At 70.0% G+C, this 18,992-nt stretch carries 13 protein-coding genes; 4 read left to right on the top strand and 9 right to left on the bottom strand.

Annotated features, from left to right (window positions below; genetic code table 11):
- Positions 1–6 precede the first annotated feature (6 nt).
- The gene (locus G6N30_RS26530) at positions 7–1,125 is read right to left on the bottom strand and encodes a GGDEF domain-containing protein (RefSeq protein ID WP_134055881.1); all 1,119 of its coding nucleotides are present in this window, start codon (positions 1,123–1,125) and stop codon (positions 7–9) included.
- A gap of 99 nt (positions 1,126–1,224) precedes the next feature.
- Positions 1,225–2,982, bottom strand: coding sequence for an LpqN/LpqT family lipoprotein (locus G6N30_RS26535; protein WP_134055879.1), 1,758 nt, complete (start codon positions 2,980–2,982; stop codon positions 1,225–1,227).
- Positions 2,983–3,060: 78 nt separating this feature from the next.
- On the opposite strand from G6N30_RS26535, the gene G6N30_RS26540 reads away from it, so the two are divergent.
- The 4 genes from G6N30_RS26540 to G6N30_RS26555 all read left to right on the top strand — a co-directional run bounded on the left by G6N30_RS26540 (position 3,061) and on the right by G6N30_RS26555 (position 9,611).
- Positions 3,061–4,443 carry a sigma 54-interacting transcriptional regulator gene (locus G6N30_RS26540; protein ID WP_163687833.1) on the top strand — a complete coding sequence of 461 codons (1,383 nt, stop codon included), beginning with the start codon at positions 3,061–3,063 and terminating at the stop codon, positions 4,441–4,443.
- 172 nt (positions 4,444–4,615) lie between these two features.
- Positions 4,616–6,607 (top strand): vWA domain-containing protein, encoded by a 1,992-nt coding sequence (locus G6N30_RS26545; RefSeq protein ID WP_134055875.1) that lies wholly within the window; start codon positions 4,616–4,618, stop codon positions 6,605–6,607.
- A gap of 116 nt (positions 6,608–6,723) precedes the next feature.
- Entirely contained in the window at positions 6,724–8,046 is a 1,323-nt protein-coding gene (locus G6N30_RS26550) for a PE-PPE domain-containing protein (protein ID WP_134055873.1), read from the top strand.
- Between the two features lie 302 nt (positions 8,047–8,348).
- Positions 8,349–9,611, top strand: coding sequence for a PE-PPE domain-containing protein (locus tag G6N30_RS26555; RefSeq protein WP_234880206.1), 1,263 nt, complete (start codon positions 8,349–8,351; stop codon positions 9,609–9,611).
- Here the strand turns inward: G6N30_RS26555 and G6N30_RS26560 are convergent.
- From G6N30_RS26560 to G6N30_RS26590, 7 genes are all read right to left on the bottom strand, one after another.
- Entirely contained in the window at positions 9,608–10,201 is a 594-nt protein-coding gene (locus G6N30_RS26560; RefSeq protein WP_134055869.1) for a DUF1707 SHOCT-like domain-containing protein, read from the bottom strand. The two genes, G6N30_RS26555 and G6N30_RS26560, sit on opposite strands and share 4 nt — an antisense overlap.
- 243 nt (positions 10,202–10,444) lie before the next feature.
- The gene (locus G6N30_RS26565; protein WP_134055867.1) at positions 10,445–11,212 is read right to left on the bottom strand and encodes an enoyl-CoA hydratase family protein; all 768 of its coding nucleotides are present in this window, start codon (positions 11,210–11,212) and stop codon (positions 10,445–10,447) included.
- 13 nt (positions 11,213–11,225) lie between these two features.
- A complete protein-coding gene (locus tag G6N30_RS26570) occupies positions 11,226–12,386 on the bottom strand; it encodes an acyl-CoA dehydrogenase family protein (RefSeq protein ID WP_134055865.1) in 1,161 nt (386 codons plus the stop codon).
- Positions 12,383–14,365 (bottom strand): acetyl/propionyl/methylcrotonyl-CoA carboxylase subunit alpha, encoded by a 1,983-nt coding sequence (locus G6N30_RS26575; RefSeq protein WP_134055864.1) that lies wholly within the window; start codon positions 14,363–14,365, stop codon positions 12,383–12,385. The genes G6N30_RS26570 and G6N30_RS26575 overlap by 4 nt, the downstream gene beginning before the upstream one ends.
- 82 nt (positions 14,366–14,447) lie before the next feature.
- Positions 14,448–16,043 (bottom strand): acyl-CoA carboxylase subunit beta, encoded by a 1,596-nt coding sequence (locus tag G6N30_RS26580; RefSeq protein ID WP_134055862.1) that lies wholly within the window; start codon positions 16,041–16,043, stop codon positions 14,448–14,450.
- Positions 16,040–17,218 (bottom strand): acyl-CoA dehydrogenase family protein, encoded by a 1,179-nt coding sequence (locus tag G6N30_RS26585; protein ID WP_134055860.1) that lies wholly within the window; start codon positions 17,216–17,218, stop codon positions 16,040–16,042. The genes G6N30_RS26580 and G6N30_RS26585 overlap by 4 nt, the downstream gene beginning before the upstream one ends.
- Positions 17,215–18,855 carry an acyclic terpene utilization AtuA family protein gene (locus G6N30_RS26590; RefSeq protein WP_234880249.1) on the bottom strand — a complete coding sequence of 547 codons (1,641 nt, stop codon included), beginning with the start codon at positions 18,853–18,855 and terminating at the stop codon, positions 17,215–17,217. The genes G6N30_RS26585 and G6N30_RS26590 overlap by 4 nt, the downstream gene beginning before the upstream one ends.
- Between the last annotated feature and the right edge of the window lie 137 nt (positions 18,856–18,992).

Consider the following 18,992-nt stretch of genomic DNA (forward strand, 5'->3'; position numbering starts at 1 on the left):
GGGCGTCTACAGCGGGGGTTCGTCGTCCTCGAGTGCCCGCAGCGGCGGGCAGTTGATGTGGTGCGCCTGATTGCCGCCGGCGCGCCGCGCGACGACGACCGCCGACCGCGCCAACTCGAGCAGCTCGGCGAGGATCTGCTCCGGCGGTCGTTCGGCGAGGGCCTGCATCGGGGTGCTGACCACGCCGATGCTCGCCGACGTCCGCGGCGGCGTGGTCCGGATCGCGCTGCGCACCCGTTCGACCAGCGGTGAACTGTCGGTCGTCGGAAAGCTGTCGGCGATGAGGAACTCGGTGTCCGGCAGGTGGGCGATGACCGCGTTCTGGCGGGTGACCTCGCGCAGCGTCTGCGCCGCGGCGACGCGGGCCCGCTCCCCGGCCTGCCTGCCCTTGGCCTGCGTCAGCAGCGCGAAGTTGTCGAGGTCCACGACGACGAGCACGAAGAACCGGTCGTCGTCACGGTTGCGGGAGCTGATGTAGGCCGCCGCCGCGCGGTCGAACGCGTCGCGGTTGTACAGACCGGTCAGCGGATCGATGTCGGCGTTGAGCACGTCGATGCCCAGCAGGTGCACCAGCGCGTGGCACGTCGACGGCGTCGCCACGTTGATCACCGTGAGGAAGATCAGCGTCGAGACCGCCAGCGCCGGATCGCCGTCCACCGCGACCCGCACCGCCAGCACGGCCCCGGTGAGCAGCGCGAGCAGGAAGTTGAACGCCATCATTCGCGGGGTGTGGAAGAACGCGATGTACCCGGCCAGCACCGCGAACGTCGCCCCGCCGAACATGCCGTTGAACGGATCGGCCTGGACCAGACACGACGCGCTGATGCACAGCGCCGCGGCGATCACGAAGCCCGCCGACTGGCGCTGGGTCGGCCACCCTTCCCGCCACCAGCCGATCGCCATGGCGGTCAGCGCCACCGCGATGACGACCGTTCCGATTCGTCCGGCCATCCCCGACGGTCCCGCCGGGCTGCCCAGCGAAACCAGCAGGACGAGCGCGAAGCCGACGAGCGAACCCGCAACCACCCGGCAGATACCCTGTTGCGCGCCTCGAGCCGCCAGGAAAGCGGTGAGCCAGTAGTAGTGGTCGGGCTGGCGCCACCATTCGCGCACTGCGCTGGTCATGAACCCCCTTGTGGTGACGGCAGGCCTTCACCCGTCGATGACATCGGCAAACTCAGCTTGGTACCGCGACGGCCCCTGCGCAACCACCGGGACCGGCGTTCAGGGTGCGATCACGGTCTGCTGGTCGATCACGACGCCCGCGTCGGTGATCAGTTGCGTGCCCGTCGCGGGCGCGTCGCCGTTGATCTGCAGCACGAACAGCGCGTCCGGGACCGGGATGACGACGGTCTTCTGCCAGGTCGAGCGGCGTCTCCCGTCGCGCTCGTAGGAGCCGTCGACCTGCACCGAGTCGAACCCGGCGAGGCGGCCGGGGCGGGGTGCGCCGGTATGGGCGGCGGGCAGCGTCGACAGTTCGTTCGGCGCGTACTGGAGGATGCGCGCCGGGTCGACGTTGCCGGACAGCTTCGACATCAGCGAGATCACCGTCGGCGGATCGACGTTGTCGGGCAGGCCGTCGAACACCATCGCCGAGTACGCCCACGACGGGGCGCGTGGGCCGGCGTCGGACCAGCCGGGCGGGATCGGCACCGTGACGACCGGCGCGTCGGGCGTCTCGCGGCGGATGGGCACCTCGACGATGCGGTTGTCGCGGATGTAGTCGGCGATCGTGTAGGCCGAGCGGTCGGGACGGGCCGACGTCGCCGTCGGTCTGCTGACACCGGCCGGACCCCGCGCCGACGTCGAGGTGGTCGTCGTCGGGGCGGGTCCGCCGGCGTCGTCGGAGCCGCCCAACGCGACGGCGGTGACGACGCCCGCGACGAGCAGGATCACGCCGAGGAGGGCGCCGGCGACGACGAGCCCTCTGCGGCGGCGCCGCGGCGGCCGGCCGGGCGCCGGGCCGTGCGGCGCGCCCGGATGCGTGGCGCCGCTCGGCATCCACGGTGAGACCAGCACCGGCGGCGGGCCCTGGCCGCCCGCCTGCGCCTGCGGCGGCGGTGCGGTGATCGGCGGACCCGGATACGACACCCCCGGCGGTGGGCCGACCGGCGACCGCGGGGTGGCCGGGGCATGGGTCGGGGCGTTGGCCGCCTCGGCCAGCGCGGCGGCGAACTCGTGGCAGGTGGGGAACCGCGCGGCGGGGTCCTTGGCCAGGGCGCGCGTCATCGCGGCGTCGAACGCCCGCAACTCCGGGCGCGTGTCCCCGAGCCGAGGGGGCGGGGTGTTGAGGTGGTGGCTGATGATCACCGCGGGGTTGCTGTGCGGGAACGGCGGACTGCCCGTGAACAACCGGTAGGCCGTCGCGGCGAGCGAATACTGGTCGGACCGGCCGTCGATCGCGTGGCCCATCAGCTGTTCGGGCGCGCTGTAGCTCATCGAACCGACCGCGATGTTCGACGACGTCAGACCGGTGTTGTCCTCGGCGTGACGGGCGATACCGAAGTCGGCCAGCAGAATTCGCCGCCGGGCCCGGTCCGGACCGGTGATGAGGATGTTGGCCGGTTTGACGTCGCGGTGCAGCAGTTGGCGCTGATGGGCGTAGTCCAGGGCGTCGGCGACGGCGGTGACGATCTCGATGACGTCGGCGGCGGGCATCCCGTTCGGATACCGGTCGACGAGCAGCCGGGCGGCGTCGTGGCCGTCGACGAAGTCCATCGAGATCCACAGCCGGCCGTCGTACTCGCCGCGGTCGTGCACCCCGACGATGTGCGGATGCCACAGCGCGGCGGCCAGATCGGCTTCGCGGCTGAAGCGGTGCCGGTACTCGTCGTCGGCGGAGAACGAGGCGGGCAGCACCTTGAGCGCATCCTGTCGGGGCAGCCGCGGATGCTGCGCCAGATACACCTCGCCCATGCCGCCGGTGCCCACCAATCGCACGATGGTGTAACCCGCGAAGACCTGACCGGTTTCCAACGGCATGGCCGCAGACTACCGGCGTCATTGTTCGCTCACGGGGGAAGCGGTGCCGCACACGCCGCACCGTCGTAGCGTGGAGTGGTGACCCAACCTCATGATCTGCCGCGGACCGTCGGCGAGCTGCGCGCCTCCGGCCACCGCGAGCGGGGCGTCAAACAGGAAATCCAGGAGAACCTGCTGGCCGGGCTCGCCGAAGGGCGCGACCTGTGGCCCGGCATCCTGGGTTTCGAGGACACGGTGATCCCGCAACTCGAACGGGCGCTGATCGCCGGCCACGACATCGTGCTCCTCGGTGAGCGCGGCCAGGGCAAGACCCGGCTGCTGCGCGCGCTGACCGGACTGCTCGACGAGTGGACGCCCGTCATCGAGGGTTCCGAGCTGGGCGAGCATCCGTACACCCCGATCACCCCGGAGTCGATCCGCCGGGCCGCCGATTCCGGTGACGACCTGAAGGTGGCGTGGCGCCACCGCAGCGAGCGCTACACCGAGAAACTCGCCACCCCGGACACCAGCGTGGCCGACCTCGTCGGCGACATCGACCCCATCAAGGTGGCCGAGGGCCGCAGCCTCGGCGATCCGGAGACCATCGCCTACGGCCTGATCCCGCGCGCCCACCGCGGCATCGTCGCGGTCAACGAACTGCCCGACCTCGCCGAGCGCATCCAGGTGTCGATGCTCAACGTGATGGAGGAGCGCGACATCCAGGTGCGCGGCTACACGCTGCGGCTGCCGCTCGACGTCCTCGTCGTCGCGAGCGCGAACCCGGAGGACTACACCAACCGCGGCCGCATCATCACCCCGCTCAAGGACCGCTTCGGCGCCGAGATCCGCACCCACTACCCGCTGGAACTCGACGCCGAGGTCGGCGTCATCACCCAGGAGGCGCAGCTGGCGGCGGCGGTGCCCGACCACCTGCTGCAGATCCTCGCCCGCTTCGCCCGCAACCTGCGCGAATCGCATTCGATCGACCAGCGCTCGGGTGTCTCCGCACGGTTCGCGATCGCGGCGGCCGAGACCGTCGCCGCGGCCGCCCGCCACCGGTCGACGATCCTCGGCGAACAGGAGCCGGTGGCCCGCGTCGTCGACCTCGGCACCGTCGTCGACGTCCTACGCGGCAAGCTCGAATTCGAATCCGGTGAGGAAGGCCGCGAACAGGCGGTGCTCGAGCACCTGCTGCGCCGCGCCACCGCGGACACCGCGCAGCGGCTGCTCGGTGGCCTCGACGTCGGTCCGCTGGTCTCCGCGGTCGAGGAGGGCTCCGCGGTGACGACCGGCGAGCGGGTCTCGGCCAAGGACGTGCTGGCCGCGCTGCCGGACCTGCCGGTGATCGATGCGATCGCCACCCGGCTGGGCGCACAGACCGACGGTGAACGGGCAGCCGCCGTCGAGCTGGCGCTGGAGGCGCTGTACCTGGCCAAGCGGATCGACAAGGTCTCCGGCGAAGGCGAAACCGTCTATGGCTAGCCGCACGACGATCAAGCGGCGAGGGACGAGCTGCGTTGAGGAGTGCGGCCATGTCACCTAGCCGCACGACGATCAAGCGGCGAGGGACGAGCCGCGTTGAGGAGTGTGGCCATGTCACCTAGCCGCACGACGATCAAGCGGCGAGGGACGAGCCGCGTTGAGGAGTGCGGCCATGTCACCTAGAGCGGCCGGGCACGGCCGGTCGTCGAAGTACTCCCGCTACACCGGCGGGCCGGATCCGCTGGCCCCGCCGGTCGATCTGCGTGAGGCGCTCGAGCAGATCGGCGAGGACGTGATGGAGGGCAGCTCGCCCCGACGCGCTTTGTCGGAGCTGCTGCGACGCGGCACCAAGAACATGCGTGGCGCCGACCGGCTCGCCGCCGAGGCCAACCGCCGCCGCCGGGAACTGTTGCAGCGCAGCAACCTCGACGGCACCCTGCAGGAGATCAAGAAGCTGCTCGACGAGGCCGTGCTCGCCGAACGCAAGGAACTCGCCCGCGCGCTCGACGACGACGCCCGCTTCTCCGAGATGCAGATCGAGTCGCTGTCACCGTCCCCGGCCAAGGCCGTGCAGGAACTGTCGGACTACCAGTGGCGCAGCCCCGAAGCGCGCGAGAAGTACGACCAGATCAAGGATCTGCTCGGCCGCGAGATGCTCGACCAGCGCTTCGCCGGCATGAAGGAGGCGCTGGAGAACGCCACCGACGAGGACCGTCAGCGCGTCAACGACATGCTCGACGACCTCAACGACCTGCTGGACAAGAACGCCAGGGGCGAGGACACCCAGCAGGATTTCCAAGACTTCATGGCCAAGCACGGCGAGTTCTTCCCCGAGAACCCGCGCAACGTCGACGAACTCCTCGACTCGCTGGCCCAGCGCGCCGCGGCGGCGCAGCGGTTCCGCAACAGCCTGAGCGCCGATCAGCGCGCTGAATTGGACGCGCTGGCGCAGCAGGCGTTCGGTTCGCCGTCGCTGATGAACGCCCTCAACCGCCTCGACTCGCACCTGCAGGCCGCGCGCCCCGGCGAGGACTGGACGGGATCGTCGGAGTTCTCCGGCGACAACCCGCTGGGCATGGGGGAGGGGGCGCAGGCGCTGGCCGACATCGGTGAGCTCGAACAGCTCGCCGAGCAGCTGTCGCAGAGTTACGCGGGCGCATCGATGGACGACGTCGACCTCGACGCGCTGGCCCGCCAACTGGGCGACCAGGCCGCCGTCGACGCCAGGACGCTGGCCGAGCTGGAACGCGCGCTGATGAACCAGGGTTTCCTGGACCGCGGGTCCGACGGGAAGTGGCGGCTGTCGCCGAAGGCGATGCGCCAGCTCGGACAGGCCGCGTTGCGCGATGTGGCGCAACAACTCTCGGGCCGACACGGGGAACGCGACACCCGGCGCGCAGGCGCGGCCGGGGAGCTGACCGGCGCCACCCGGCCGTGGCAGTTCGGAGACACCGAACCGTGGAACGTCACGCGCACGCTGACCAACGCCGTCCTGCGCCAGTCCGGTACCGGTGAGCGTGAGATCCCGCTGAGAATCACCGTCGACGACGTCGAGATCTCCGAGACCGAGACCAGGACGCAGGCCGCCGTCGCGCTGCTGGTGGACACCTCGTTCTCGATGGTGATGGAGAACCGGTGGCTGCCGATGAAGCGGACCGCGCTGGCGCTCAGCCATCTGGTGAGCACCCGGTTCCGGTCCGACGCGCTGCAGATCGTCGCCTTCGGCCGCTACGCCAGGACGGTGACCGCCGCCGAACTGACCGGGCTGGAGGGTGTCTACGAACAGGGCACCAACCTGCACCACGCGCTGGCCCTGGCCACCCGGCATCTGCGCAGGCACCCGAACGCCCAGCCGGTCATCCTCGTCGTCACCGACGGTGAGCCGACCGCCCACCTCGAGGACTTCGGCGGGCGCGACGGGGCACAGGTGTTCTTCGATTACCCGCCGCACCCGAGGACCATCGCCCACACCGTCCGTGGCTTCGACGAGGTGGCCCGGCTGGGAGCCCAGGTCACGATCTTCCGCCTGGGCAGCGACCCCGGCCTGGCCCGCTTCATCGACCAGGTCGCCCGCCGCGTGCAGGGCCGGGTGGTGGTTCCCGACCTCGACGGGCTCGGCGCCGCGGTCGTCGGCGACTATCTGACGTCGCGCCGCAGACGCTGACGGATCGGTCCGCCACTATCCGAACCGGAGGTGGTGCGCTATTGTTTGCTGAATTCACAGCGTCCGGTCGGGTCGGGGGAGGCCCTCTCGGACGGTGCACAGCATGAGGGGAATCCATGGCGAACCACCGCGCCGAACCGTGTCGCCGCACCGCTGACCGCGCGGCGGCGGGCCGACTTCGCCGGGCCGTGCTGCCCGCCGCGTTCAGCAGCGCCATCGTCGCGAGCGTGGTCGCCGCGGGCGGTGTCGCGGTCGTCCACCCGGAGACGGTCGCCTCGACGATGTACGACCTGTCGGCGCTGATCACCGAGGGCAGCTCGACCAACCCGACCGGTGCCGGCATCGAAGACTTCTACAACGGCGCCTTCGCCGACGGACGTGACCTGGTGACGGTCAACTTCTTCACCGGACCGTTCGGGGTTTACGGCGCCCTCGCCGCGCATCCCGACGAGAACAACGTCGTGATGTCCTCGGGGTGGGGTGCCGCGAACGTCAGCCTGCTGCTCACCTATCTCCACGCGACCGGCGGTGACGACCCGGTCGCCACCGACGCCGTCTACGTCCTCGACAACAGCGTCGCCCGCCCGAACGGCGGCTTCGGCACGCGCTACCCGGTGTTCGCGGTCATCGGGGTGAACCCGTTGCCGACCCCGACGTCCCCGGGTGCCCACGTCGTCGACGTCGGCTACGAGTACGACATCAACGGCAACACCCCCGCCTACGTGCTCAACCCGTTCGCAATGGCCAATTCGCTGGCGACCTACTTCGACAACCGCCTCAACCAGAACGACGTGAACCTGCCAGTCGACGCCGACGGGGAACTCGAGCTCACCGACACCGAGTGCAACAGCGTCTGCCAGGACTCGATCGACAGCGGTGAGGACACGACGGTCGTGCTCGACTCGGGCGAGACGGTCGTCATCAAACAGGTCGGCCAGACCACCTACATCAGCTACCGCCGTGACGGTCTGCCGTTGCTGCAACCGCTGCGCACCTACGGCGGTGCGATCGGCAACCGGTTCGCGGACGCGGTCGAGGACCCGCTCACCGACATCGTCAACTACGGCTATCCGAACAACGATCCGCTGGCCGATCCGGACGTCTACCGGCCCGCCGGCCTGCTGCCCACGCCGCGGGAGACCGCGACGTTCCTGCGCAACCTCGCCGACCCCGACAACAACAGCAGGCCGAAGGTCACGACGGCAGTCGAGGAGACCGACGAGCCGGCCGCCGCTGTCGAGAAGGACGAGGAAATCACGACCTCGCCCGGTGCGCGGCACACCGGACCGGTCAGCACGATCATCCGCAACACCATCAAGCGACTGACTCCCGCGCCGCCGAAGAAGACCGCAGGCACGCGTGACGACGCGAGCCCGGCCGAGGACACCGCCGAGGCGTCCGAACCCGCGGCCGCAGGCGCGGACGCGGACTCGGATTAGCTGCAGTTGCTCGCTGGTCGCCCCGACGATCGGAACTTTGTTTGACTTCGCGCAGACGTCGTTCCCGATTGCCGTTCGCGTCTGTTGATCTCGGGCGGCCCTGCGCTACCGTTTGCTGAATTCACACGTCCGGGTGAGCGAACGGGGAGGTCTTGCGCGGACGCTTCTTTCGAGGGGAATCGATGGCGAAGCACCGCTGCATGCACGAACCATTGCGACATCGGACATCCGTAGCGCGACTGCTGGCCCCGGGAGGCCTGGCGGCGGCCGCGCTCGGTGCCACCAGTGTGTCGTCTGCGCTCATGACAGGTGCGACGACGGCGGCCGCGCCATCGGTCGATCTGGTAGCCCTGATCACGCCGGCCAACTCGACGTCGCAGATCTTCGCCGGCACAACGTACTACGGCACCGATTACGCCAACCCGCCTCGCTACGGCGAGCAGCAGGTCGTCCCGTTCTTCCTCGGGCCGCAGGGCGTCGCGGACGCGATCAGCGCCGCCGATGACGATGAGGGCGGCACCGTCGTGCTGTCGTCCGGATGGGGCGCCGGCCAGACCGGTACCGCGCTGGGACTGCTGTCGCCCGAGGATCGGGACAACATCGATCTGGTCATCCTCGACAACAACACGAACCGGGCCGGCGGTGGATTCTGGACCACCTATTCGCCGTTCGCGCCGCTGCTGCTGACGTCGGCGGAGCCCACGCGGAGCGATCTCGGTGTGCCCGTGCTGGATGTGGCCTACGAGTACAACATCAACTCGAGCGCCCCTGTCGATCCGCTCAACCCGTTCGCGCTCGGGAACAGTCTGGTCGCTTATCTGTACGGCTACGGCGCGCAACAGACCGCCGAGGTGCCGCCGGAGATCATCGCTGAGGCCAAGGATCCCGGCGGAGATCACTATCACTACGTGATCGCAGCGGACGGCACGTACACAAGGACTCTGCTCGACGACAGCACCACCACGTACGTGACGTTCGAAGCCGACGGGTTGCCTCTGGTGCGCCCGTTGCGGTTGCTGCCCGGCGGGGACATCGTGGCCGACGCGCTGGAGCCGACCCTGACCGAACTCGTCAACGCCGGCTACAACGACGGCCTGGGCGTACCGGGTGACGAGGCGATCCCGAAGGATCCCACGGTGCCGCGGCCGATGCAGCCGGGCTCCTCGCTGACGGGCCTGGGCGGTGTCCCCGACTCGGTGGCGACGGGATTCGACGACGGTGTCCAGACCGCGCGGCAGGATCTCGCCGAGCCCACGAACCTCGCGACCAAACCGGCCGCCGAAGTGGGCAAGCTGCCCGTACTGTCGTCGCTCCCCGACCTGTCGCCAACGAAGGAACAGACATCCGACGCGGCCGACAACGGCCTCGAGACGCTCATCCCGGATCTGAAGCGGAACTCCACCGGCGCCGCCTCGACCTCCGACTCGTCCACCAGGACGAACCCCGGACAGCGGTTCGCCGACCGGATCAACGATGCCGTCAAGAAGGTGATCGGTGGGCCGTCGGGAGGTGCCGACAACGACAGCGACAACGACTCGCCTGAGTCCGGGACCCCGACCGATTAACCAGCGGCGGCCTGCTTGCGCTTCTTGCGCTTGACCGCGACGCTGCCCCACAGGGCGAACCCGCGGATCCGCACGCACGGCGCTCCCGGCGTGCCCTCCCCGGGCACGCTGTGGTCGAACGCCCCCATCACCGCGACGCCGCGCAGATCGACGTTGACCTCCGGCGGCACCAGGATCGTCTGACCGCCGCACACCGAGTACGACCGGATCTCGACCTCGGGTGCGGTGAAGTCCGCGTACCGCAGGTCCACCACTCCGCCGCCGAAGAACGCCACCGTGGTGAGGCGCCGCGGCACGTTCCACCGGCCGCGTCGTTCGAAGCCGCTCATGATCGCCAACAGCAGGGTCGACGGGGCCGGCCGGCACGGGCCGCTGCCGCGAGGAGTGGTCATCGCGCCCGGCAGATCGGAGCTCAGCGCGGCGAGTTCGTCGTAGGTCTGAGCGGCGTACGCCTTCGTCAGGCGGTTCTCGTACTCCGTCATGGGGAGCCGGCCCTGGGCCGCGGCGTCGGTGAGCAACTGGGCAACCTGGATCCGATCGGTGTCGGCAGCGCGCTTCGAACCGTTCCGCGGCGTCGCAGGTGTGCTCATCGCAGTCGAGCCTACGACGAACGCTGGTACATGCAAGAGTGTTGGCTAAACTGTGCCCTCCGCTGCGACGGCGAACAGTCTAGTGCGTCGAAGTTTCTGCGGTTCCGGCCCGCCGCGGTCGCAAAGATACCGGCACACGCTGGGATTATCGCGTCAGTTGGCGTCGAATGTGTAACGTGCCGCGGCACTTTGGGACCTCTGCGATTTCAAACACATTCTTCGCCACGTCTGTGGTTCCGGCGTTCAGCTCACCCAGTTCGGCGGTCGCTTCTGCAGGAACGCCAGCATGCCTTCGCGCGCCTCGTCGGAGACGAACAGCGCCGCCGATTGTTCGGTCAGCGCGTCGGCGTCGCGGTCGAACCGCTCGAGGAGCGCGGCCGTCGTCAACGCCTTCGACGCCGCCAGACCCTGCGGTGAGCCCCGGCCGATCTGCGCGGTCAATTCCGCGAGGGTCGCCTCGACGTCGTCGGTCGCCACCGTCACCAGCCCGATGCGTTCGGCCTCCCGGGCGTCGAACTTCTCGCCCGTCACGAAGTACCGGCCCGCCGCCCGCGGCGTCATCTTCGGCAGCAGCGTCAACGAGATGATCGACGGCGCGACACCGATGCGGGCCTCGGTCAGCGCGAAGGTGCTGCCGGCGCCCGCGACCACGATGTCGCAGGCGCCGATCAGGCCGAGCCCGCCGGCGCGGACGTGTCCGTCCACCGCGGCGATCACCGGCACGGGCAGTTCGAGGATCGCGCGCAGCGCACCGGTCAGCTCCCGGGCGCGGTCGACCGCGACGTCACCGGGGTCGCGTCCGGCGGCTTCACGCAGATCGGCGCCCGCGCAGAACGTGCCCCCGGTGTGACCGAGCACGACCGCCCGCACCGCGGCGTCCGCGGCTGCTCTGCGCAGCCCGTCGTGCAGTTGCTCGACGAGCACCGTCGACAGCGCGTTGCGGTTGTCCGGCGAATCGAGCGTCAGCCGGGCGACACTGCCGTCGACGCGGTAGCGGACGAGTTCGGTCATCAGCGCGCCCCGATCAGTACGAGCGGGGCAGACCGAGCGAGGTCTGCGCGACGAAGTTGAGGATCATCTCCCGGCTCACGGGGGCGATCCGGGCCAGCCGCGACGCCGTCACCGCCGCCGCCACGCCGTACTCCTTGGTCAGCCCGTTGCCGCCCATCGACTGCACGGCCTGGTCGACCGCGCGCACCGAAGCCTCACCGGCCGCGTACTTCGCCATGTTTGCGGCCTCGGCTGCCCCTGCGTCGTCGCCGAGGTCGTAGAGCGCCGCGGCCTTCTGCATCATCAGCTTGGCCAGTTCGATCTCGATGTGGTTCTGCGCCAGCGGATGCGACAGCCCCTGGTGCGCGCCGATCGGCGTCTTCCACACCTGGCGGGTCTTCACGTAGTCGACCGCGCGGTTGATCGCGAAGCGGCCCATGCCGACCGCGCTCGCGGCGCCCATGATCCGCTCCGGGTTCAGCCCCGCGAACAGCTGCGCGATCGCCGCGTCCTCCGATCCGACCAGCGCGTCGGCGGGCAGGCGGACGTCGTCGAGGAACACCTGGAACTGGTTCTCCGGACTGATCAGCTCCATCTCGATCTTCGTCCAGCTCAAACCCGGAGTGTCGGTCGGCACGACGAACAGGGCCGGCTTGAGATTGCCGGTCTTGTGGTCCTCCATGCGGCCGACGACCAGGACCGCCTGCGCCTGGTCGACGCCGGAGATGTAGACCTTCTGGCCGGACAGCAACCAGTCACCGCCGTCGCGGCGCGCGGTGGTGGTGATCTTGTGGCTGTTCGACCCGGCGTCGGGTTCGGTGATCGCGAACGCCATCGTGATCGACCCGTCGGCGATCCCGGGCAACCACCGCCGCTTCTGCTCGTCGGTGCCGAACTTGCTGATGATGGTGCCGTTGATGGCGGGGGAGACCACCATCATCAGCAGTGCCGAACCGGCCGCCGACATCTCCTCCATCACCAGCGACAGCTCGTACATGCCTGCGCCGCCGCCGCCGTACTCCTCGGGCAGGTTGACCCCGATGAAGCCGAGTTTGCCTGCCTCCGACCACAGTTCGTCGGTGTGCTCACCGGCACGGGCCTTCTCCAGGTAGTAGTCCTGCCCGTAGTTGGCGGCCATCGCAGCCACCGCCTTGCGCAGCGCCTGCTGTTCCTCGGTCTCGACGAAACCGGTCATGGTTGTCCTCCTTCTGGGCTTTCCCCCCGGTCCATTACTCGCGCCAACACGGTGCCCACGTCGACCTGCTGGCCGGGGGTGACGGTGAGTTCGGCGAGCACGCCGTCGCCGGGTGCGGTCAGCGTGTGTTCCATCTTCATGGCCTCCAGCCACACCAGCGGCTGGCCGGCGGTCACCGTGTCGCCGACGGCGGCCCCCACGCGCACGACCGCACCGGGCATCGGCGCGATCAGCGAACCGTGTGCGACGGCGGACTCCGGATCGGGGAAGCGGGGCAGCGCGGCGAATTCGACGGCTCCCAGCGGCGAGTCGACGAACACCGCATCACCGTGGCGGGCCACGTCGAACGGGAACTCGACACCACCGGCGGCCAGCACCACGCGCCGCGGGTCCGCGGACACCACCGTGATGTCGTCGCGGTCGGCGAATCGCACACCGGTGCGGGTGGAGCGGTACCGCACCTCACGCTCGTCGCCCGCGGCGTCCCGGTACCGCTTGGTCTGGTAGCCGGAGGGCAGGTTGCGCCATCCGCTCGGGATCGCCGGGAACACCGTTGCGGCACGGCGATTCTCGGCGGCGTCGGCCAGAGCGGCGGCGAGCATCGACAGGTCGGCGCTTCGGTCATCACCGACCGGGGCCGCGAGCGTGGCGAGGCCGTGGGTGTCGAAGAACGCCGTGTCGGTCGCCCCGTCGAGGAACGCCGGATGGCGCAGCACGTTGACCAGCAGGTCGCGGTTGGTGCGGACGCCGTGCAGGCGGGTCCGCACCAGCGCGTCGGCCAGGATGCCGGCGGCCTGCCTGCGTGTCGGCGCGTACGAGATGACCTTGGCCAGCATCGGATCGTAGAAGATCGACACCACCGATCCGTCGGCGACGCCGGAATCCACCCGTACCCCGGTGCGCTCCTGCGGCGCGAACGACGTTGTGGCGCTCGGTATGTCGAAGCGGTGCACGGTGCCGGCCTGCGGCTGCCAGTTGCGCGCCGGATCCTCGGCGTAGAGCCGCGCCTCGATCGAATGGCCGCGCGTGGCGGGCGGTGCGGAGTCGAGCCGGTGGCCGTCGGCGACCAGCACCTGCAACTCGACCAGGTCGAGGCCGGTGGTGGCCTCGGTGACCGGATGCTCGACCTGCAGGCGGGTGTTCATCTCGAGGAAGTAGAACTCTCCCCGGTCGTCGGCCATGAACTCCACCGTGCCCGCGCCGGTGTAGCCGATCGCGCTCGCGGCGAGGCGAGCGGCCTCGAACAGTCTGGCCCGCATCCCCTCGGTGCGGTCGACCAGCGGTGACGGCGCCTCTTCGATGATCTTCTGATGGCGGCGCTGGATCGAGCATTCGCGTTCGCCGACGGCCCACACCGTGCCGTGCGCGTCGGCCATCACCTGCACCTCGATGTGGTGGCCCGCGGCCAGGTAGCGCTCACAGAACACCGTCGGATCGCCGAACGCGGACTGCGCCTCGCGCTGCGCGGCGGCCACCTCGTCGGTCAGCGCGTCGAGCTCGCGCACCACCCGCATGCCCCGGCCACCGCCACCGGCCGAGGCCTTCACCAGGACGGGAAGCTGCTCGGCCGTCACCGCGGCCGGGTCGAGTTCATCGAGTACCGGCACACCCGCCGCGGCCATCAGCTTCTTGGCCTCGATCTTGCTGCCCATCGCCTGCACGGCCGCGACCGGCGGGCCGATCCACGTCAACCCGGCATCCTGCACCGCGGCGGCGAAATCGGCGTTCTCCGAGAGGAAGCCGTATCCGGGGTGGACGGCGTCGGCGCCGGCGGCCCGTGCGGCGGCGATGAGTTGTCCGGCGTCGAGGTAACCGTTGGTGCCCTCCAGGCGCACCCGCGCGTCGGCTTCCGCGACGTGCGGTGCGAGGGCGTCGGGTTCGGTGTACACCGCGACGGTGCCGATGCCGAGGCGGCGGCACGTCGCGAACACCCGGCGGGCGATCTCCCCGCGGTTGGCGACCAGGACTCGGGTGATCATCGGGCCCCCTCCTCTGCGATTTGTGCACGTTTACGCGCGCTCACCGCTCGAAATCGTGCACAAATCGCTGGCATCGGGCGCCTCACATCCGGAAGACGCCGAAGTTCGACGTCCCCTCGATCGGACCGCTGGCGATCGCGGACAGGCACATCCCCAGCACGGTTCGGGTGTCGCGCGGATCGATCACCCCGTCGTCGTAGAGCCGGCCGGACAGGAACGTCGGCAGAGACTCCGCCTCGATCTGCGCTTCGATCGCCGCCCGCAACGCGGCGTCGGCGTCTTCGTCGACCGTCTGGCCGCGCGCCTCGGCGGCCGCGCGGCTGACGATCGAGATGACGCCCGCCAACTGCGTGCCGCCCATCACCGCGGCTTTGGCGCTCGGCCAGGCGAACAGGAAGCGGGGGTCGTAGGCGCGTCCGCACATGCCGTAGTGCCCGGCGCCGTAGGACGCGCCGATCAGCAGCGACAGGTGCGGCACCGTCGAGTTCGACACGGCGTTGATCATCATCGACCCGTGTTTGATCATCCCGCCCTCTTCGTACTGCCTGCCGACCATGTATCCGGTCGTGTTGTGCAGGAACAGAAGCGGGGTGTTCGACCGGTTCGCCAACTGGATGAACTGGGTGGCCTTCTGTGACTCCTCGCTGAACAGCACGCCGCGGGCGTTGGCCAGGATGCCGATCGGATAGCCGTGCAGCCGCGCCCAGCCGGTCACCAGCGACGAGCCGTAGAGCGCCTTGAACTCGTCGAACTCCGAGCCGTCGACGATGCGGGCGATGACCTCCCGCGGGTCGAAGGGGATGCGCAGATCCGACGGCACGATGCCGAGCATTTCCTCGCCGTCGAACAGCGGCTCGGTGACCGCGGCCGCGGCAGGCCCCTGCTTGCGCCAGTTCAGCCGGGCGACGATGCGCCTGCCGATCCGCAGCGCGTCGAGCTCGTCGAGCGCGAAGTAGTCGCCGAGACCGGAGGTGCGCGCGTGCATCTCGGCGCCGCCGAGCGATTCGTCGTCGGACTCCTCGCCGGTGGCCATCTTCACCAGCGGCGGGCCGGCCAGGAACACCTTCGAGCGCTCCTTGATCATCACCACGTGGTCGGACATGCCGGGGACGTACGCGCCACCGGCGGTGGAGTTGCCGAAGACCAGTGCGATCGTGGGTATTCCGGCGGCCGACAGACGGGTGAGGTCGCGGAACATCTGCCCGCCGGGGATGAACACCTCTTTCTGCGTGGGCAGGTCCGCGCCGCCCGATTCGACCAGTGAGATCACCGGGAGCCGGTTTTGCAGCGCAATCTGGTTCGCGCGCAGGATCTTTCGGAGGGTCCACGGATTGCTGGTGCCGCCCTTGACGGTCGGGTCGTTGGCCACCAGCAGGCATTCGACGCCGCTGACCGCGCCGATTCCGGTCACCACGCTGGCGCCAACGGCGAACTCGGTGCCCCAGGCGGCCAGCGGGCTCAGCTCGAGGAACGGCGAGTCCGGGTCCAGCAGCAGCTCGATGCGCTCGCGGGCGGTGAGCTTGCCGCGGGCGTGGTGGCGTTCGACGTACTTGGCCCCACCACCGGCCAGCGCCTTGGCGTGCTCGGCCTCGAGTTCGGCGAGCTTGACGGCCATCGCGTCGGCGGCAGCGGTGTAGCCCGGCGAGGCCGGATCGAGCGTGGACTTCAGCGCGGTCACGACTGGTACCCCAGCGTCTTGGCCGCCAGCGAGGTGAGGATCTCGGTGGTGCCCCCGCCGATGCCGAGGATCCGCATGTCGCGGTACTGCCGCTCGACCTCCGATTCGGCCATGTAGCCCATCCCGCCGAACAGCTGGACGGCCTGGTGGGCCACCCACTCGCCGGCCTCGACGGCGGTGTTCTTCGCGAAACACACCTCGGCGATCAGGTTCTGCTCCCCGGGGTCTGATGTCGCCGCCGGAGCGGCTCCGGCGAGTTGCCGCTCCACCACGTGGCGGGTGTACACCCGGGCGACGTCGATGCGGCGGGCCATCTCGCTGAGCGTGTTCTGTACCGACTGCCGCGAGATCAGCGGCCGCCCGAACGTCTCCCGGTCGCGGCACCACCGCACGGTGAGGTCGAGGCAGCGTTGCGCACTCGCATACGCCTGCGCGGCAAGGCCCACCCGCTCCGACACGAACGCCCCGGCGATCTGGAGGAATCCGGTGTTCTCGGCGCCGACCAGGTTGGCGGCCGGGACGCGGACGTCGGTGTAGGACAGCTCGGCGGTGTCGCTGGAGCGCCAGCCCATCTTGTCCAGTTTGCGGGTCACCTCGAAACCCGGTGTGCCCTTGTCGACCACGAGCAGCGACACCCCGCCGGCGCCCGGCCCGCCGGTGCGCACCGCCGTCACGACGTAGTCCGCACGCACCCCGGAGGTGATGTAGGTCTTGGCGCCATTGACGACGTACGAATCGCCGTCCCGCTCCGCGCGGGTCGTCAGGTGCCCGACGTCGGAGCCCCCGCCGGGTTCGGTGATCGCGAGCGAGCCGATGAGTTCGCCGCGCAGTGTGGGCCGGACGTAGGTGTCGATCAGCCGCTCGTCCCCGGAGGCCGCCATGTGCGGCGTCGCGATGCCCGAGGTGAACAACGAGGCGAACACACCGCCCGGGGCGCCGGCGTAGTGCATCTCCTCGCAGATCACCACCGCGTCGGCGCCGTCACCGCCACCGCCGCCGACCGATTCGGGCATGCCCGCCCCGAGCAGCCCGGCCTCGCCGGCGCGCCGGTGCAGCTCGCGCGGCAGCTCTCCCACGCGTTCCCATTCGTCGACGTGGGGCAGTACCTCGCGTTCGGCGAAGGCGCGCACGGATTTTCGCAGTTGTTCGCGTTCGGGCGTATGCCAGATGCTCACTGGGGCAACAACTCCTCAGGGATGTCGAGGTGACGACTCCGCAGCCATTCGCCGAGTCCCTTGGCCTGCGGGTCGAACCGCGCCTGGTAGGCCACGCCCTCGCCGAGGATGTCCTCGACGACGAAGTTCACCGCCCTCAGGTTGGGCAGCAGGTGGCGGGTGACGGGCAGATCAGCGGTCTCGGGCAACAGGTCGCGCAGCGTGTCGACGGTGAGGGTGTGCGCGAGCCAGCGCCACTGCTCCTCGGTGCGCACCCAGACGCCGATGTTCGCACTGCCGCCCTTGTCGCCGCTGCGCGCACCGGCGATGAGTCCCAGCGGCACGCGCCGGGTCGGCCCGGACGGCGGGGGAGCGGGCAGTTCCGGATCGCCGACCGGTGTGAGTCCGAGTGTCTCGGCGGCGGGCGGGATCTCGGTGCGGGTGCCGTCAGCGTGGATCGCGACGTGCGGTACCTCGCTGGCGTCGACGTAACCGGCGGTGAAGACGCCGTAGACCTGTCCGTCACTGGGTGGTGCGGTGACGTGGAAGCCGGGATAGCTCGCCAGCGCGAGTTCGACGGCGGCATTCGAGAACTGGCGGCCGACGACCGCGGGATCCGGATCGCGCACCACGCAGCGCAGCAGCGCGCTGGCCGTCTCCTCGGTGTCGGCGTCGGAGTGGTCGGTGCGGGCCAGCGTCCACTCGAGTTCGGCGGGCTTCGCCGTCAGCCCTGCGCCGAGTTGGTCGCGCACCAGCGCGGCCTTCGCGTCGATGTCGAGACCGGTGAGCACGAACGTCATCGCGTTGCGGAAACCGCCCACGCTGTTCAGCGACACCTTCAGCGTCGGGGGCGGGGCCTCCCCGGTGACCCCGTCGATGCGCACCCGGTCAGGTCCGTCGTCGTGCAGGCACAGTGAGTCGACGCGCAGCGTGACGTCGGGATTGGCGTAGCGGGCGCCGGCGATCTCGTAGAGCAGCTGGGCGGTCACGGTGCCGACGGTGACCGCGCCACCGGTGCCGGGGTGCTTGGTGATGACCGAGGACCCGTCGGCGTGGATCTCGGCGAGTGGGAACCCGGGATGGCGCAGATCGGACACCTCGGTGAAGAAGGCGTAGTTGCCGCCGGTGGCCTGCACACCGCATTCGATGACGTGCCCGGCGGCGACCGCGCCGGCCAGCGCGTCGTAGTCGGTGCGCCGCCACCCGAAGTGCGCGGCGGCGGGTCCGACGGTCACAGAGGCGTCGGTGACCCGGCCGGTCACCACCACGTCCGCGCCGGCGTTGAGGCAGTCGACGATGCCCCACGCGCCGAGGTAGGCGTTGGCCGCCAGCGGGGTACCGAACCCGAGTTCGGCGGACCGGCCCACCAGATCGTCGCCTTCGACGTGCGCGACCGAGACCGCGAGTCCCAGCCGCTCCGCCAGCGCGCGCACCGCCGCGGCCAGTCCGGCGGGATTGAGTCCGCCGGCGTTGGCGACGATCTTCACCCCCCGCTCGACGGCGAGGCCGAGGCACTCCTCGAGCTGGGAGAGGAAGGTCTTGGCATAACCGCGGTCGGGGTTCTTGGCTCGGTCGCGCGCCAGGATCAGCATCGTCAGCTCGGCGAGGTAGTCGCCGGTGAGGAAGTCGAGCTCACCGCCGGTGAGCATTTCGCGCATCGCGGCGCGCCGGTCCCCGTAGAACCCCGAGCAGTTGCCGATGCGTACCGGATCAGGCAATGCTCGCTCCCATACCGGCTCCAATCGTCGTCGATGCGCCAACCAACCGGTAGGTTAGCCGGTACCTCCGGTTCCAC

This window comes from Mycolicibacterium litorale (assembly GCF_010731695.1).
Classification (GTDB): Bacteria; Actinomycetota; Actinomycetes; order Mycobacteriales; family Mycobacteriaceae; genus Mycobacterium; species Mycobacterium litorale.

Bases quoted from the DNA above. Each gene is read 5' to 3' on its own strand.
- G6N30_RS26535 (WP_134055879.1), bottom strand. From the start codon at position 2,982: ATGCCGTTGGAAACCGGTCAGGTCTTCGCGGGTTACACCATCGTGCGA.
- G6N30_RS26530 (WP_134055881.1), bottom strand. From the start codon at position 1,125: ATGACCAGCGCAGTGCGCGAATGGTGGCGCCAGCCCGACCACTACTAC.
- G6N30_RS26550 (WP_134055873.1), top strand. From the start codon at position 6,724: ATGGCGAACCACCGCGCCGAACCGTGTCGCCGCACCGCTGACCGCGCG.
- G6N30_RS26570 (WP_134055865.1), bottom strand. From the start codon at position 12,386: ATGACCGGTTTCGTCGAGACCGAGGAACAGCAGGCGCTGCGCAAGGCG.
- G6N30_RS26575 (WP_134055864.1), bottom strand. From the start codon at position 14,365: ATGATCACCCGAGTCCTGGTCGCCAACCGCGGGGAGATCGCCCGCCGG.
- G6N30_RS26590 (WP_234880249.1), bottom strand. From the start codon at position 18,855: ATGCGCGAAATGCTCACCGGCGGTGAGCTCGACTTCCTCACCGGCGAC.
- G6N30_RS26555 (WP_234880206.1), top strand. From the start codon at position 8,349: ATGACAGGTGCGACGACGGCGGCCGCGCCATCGGTCGATCTGGTAGCC.
- G6N30_RS26545 (WP_134055875.1), top strand. From the start codon at position 4,616: ATGTCACCTAGAGCGGCCGGGCACGGCCGGTCGTCGAAGTACTCCCGC.
- G6N30_RS26560 (WP_134055869.1), bottom strand. From the start codon at position 10,201: ATGAGCACACCTGCGACGCCGCGGAACGGTTCGAAGCGCGCTGCCGAC.
- G6N30_RS26565 (WP_134055867.1), bottom strand. From the start codon at position 11,212: ATGACCGAACTCGTCCGCTACCGCGTCGACGGCAGTGTCGCCCGGCTG.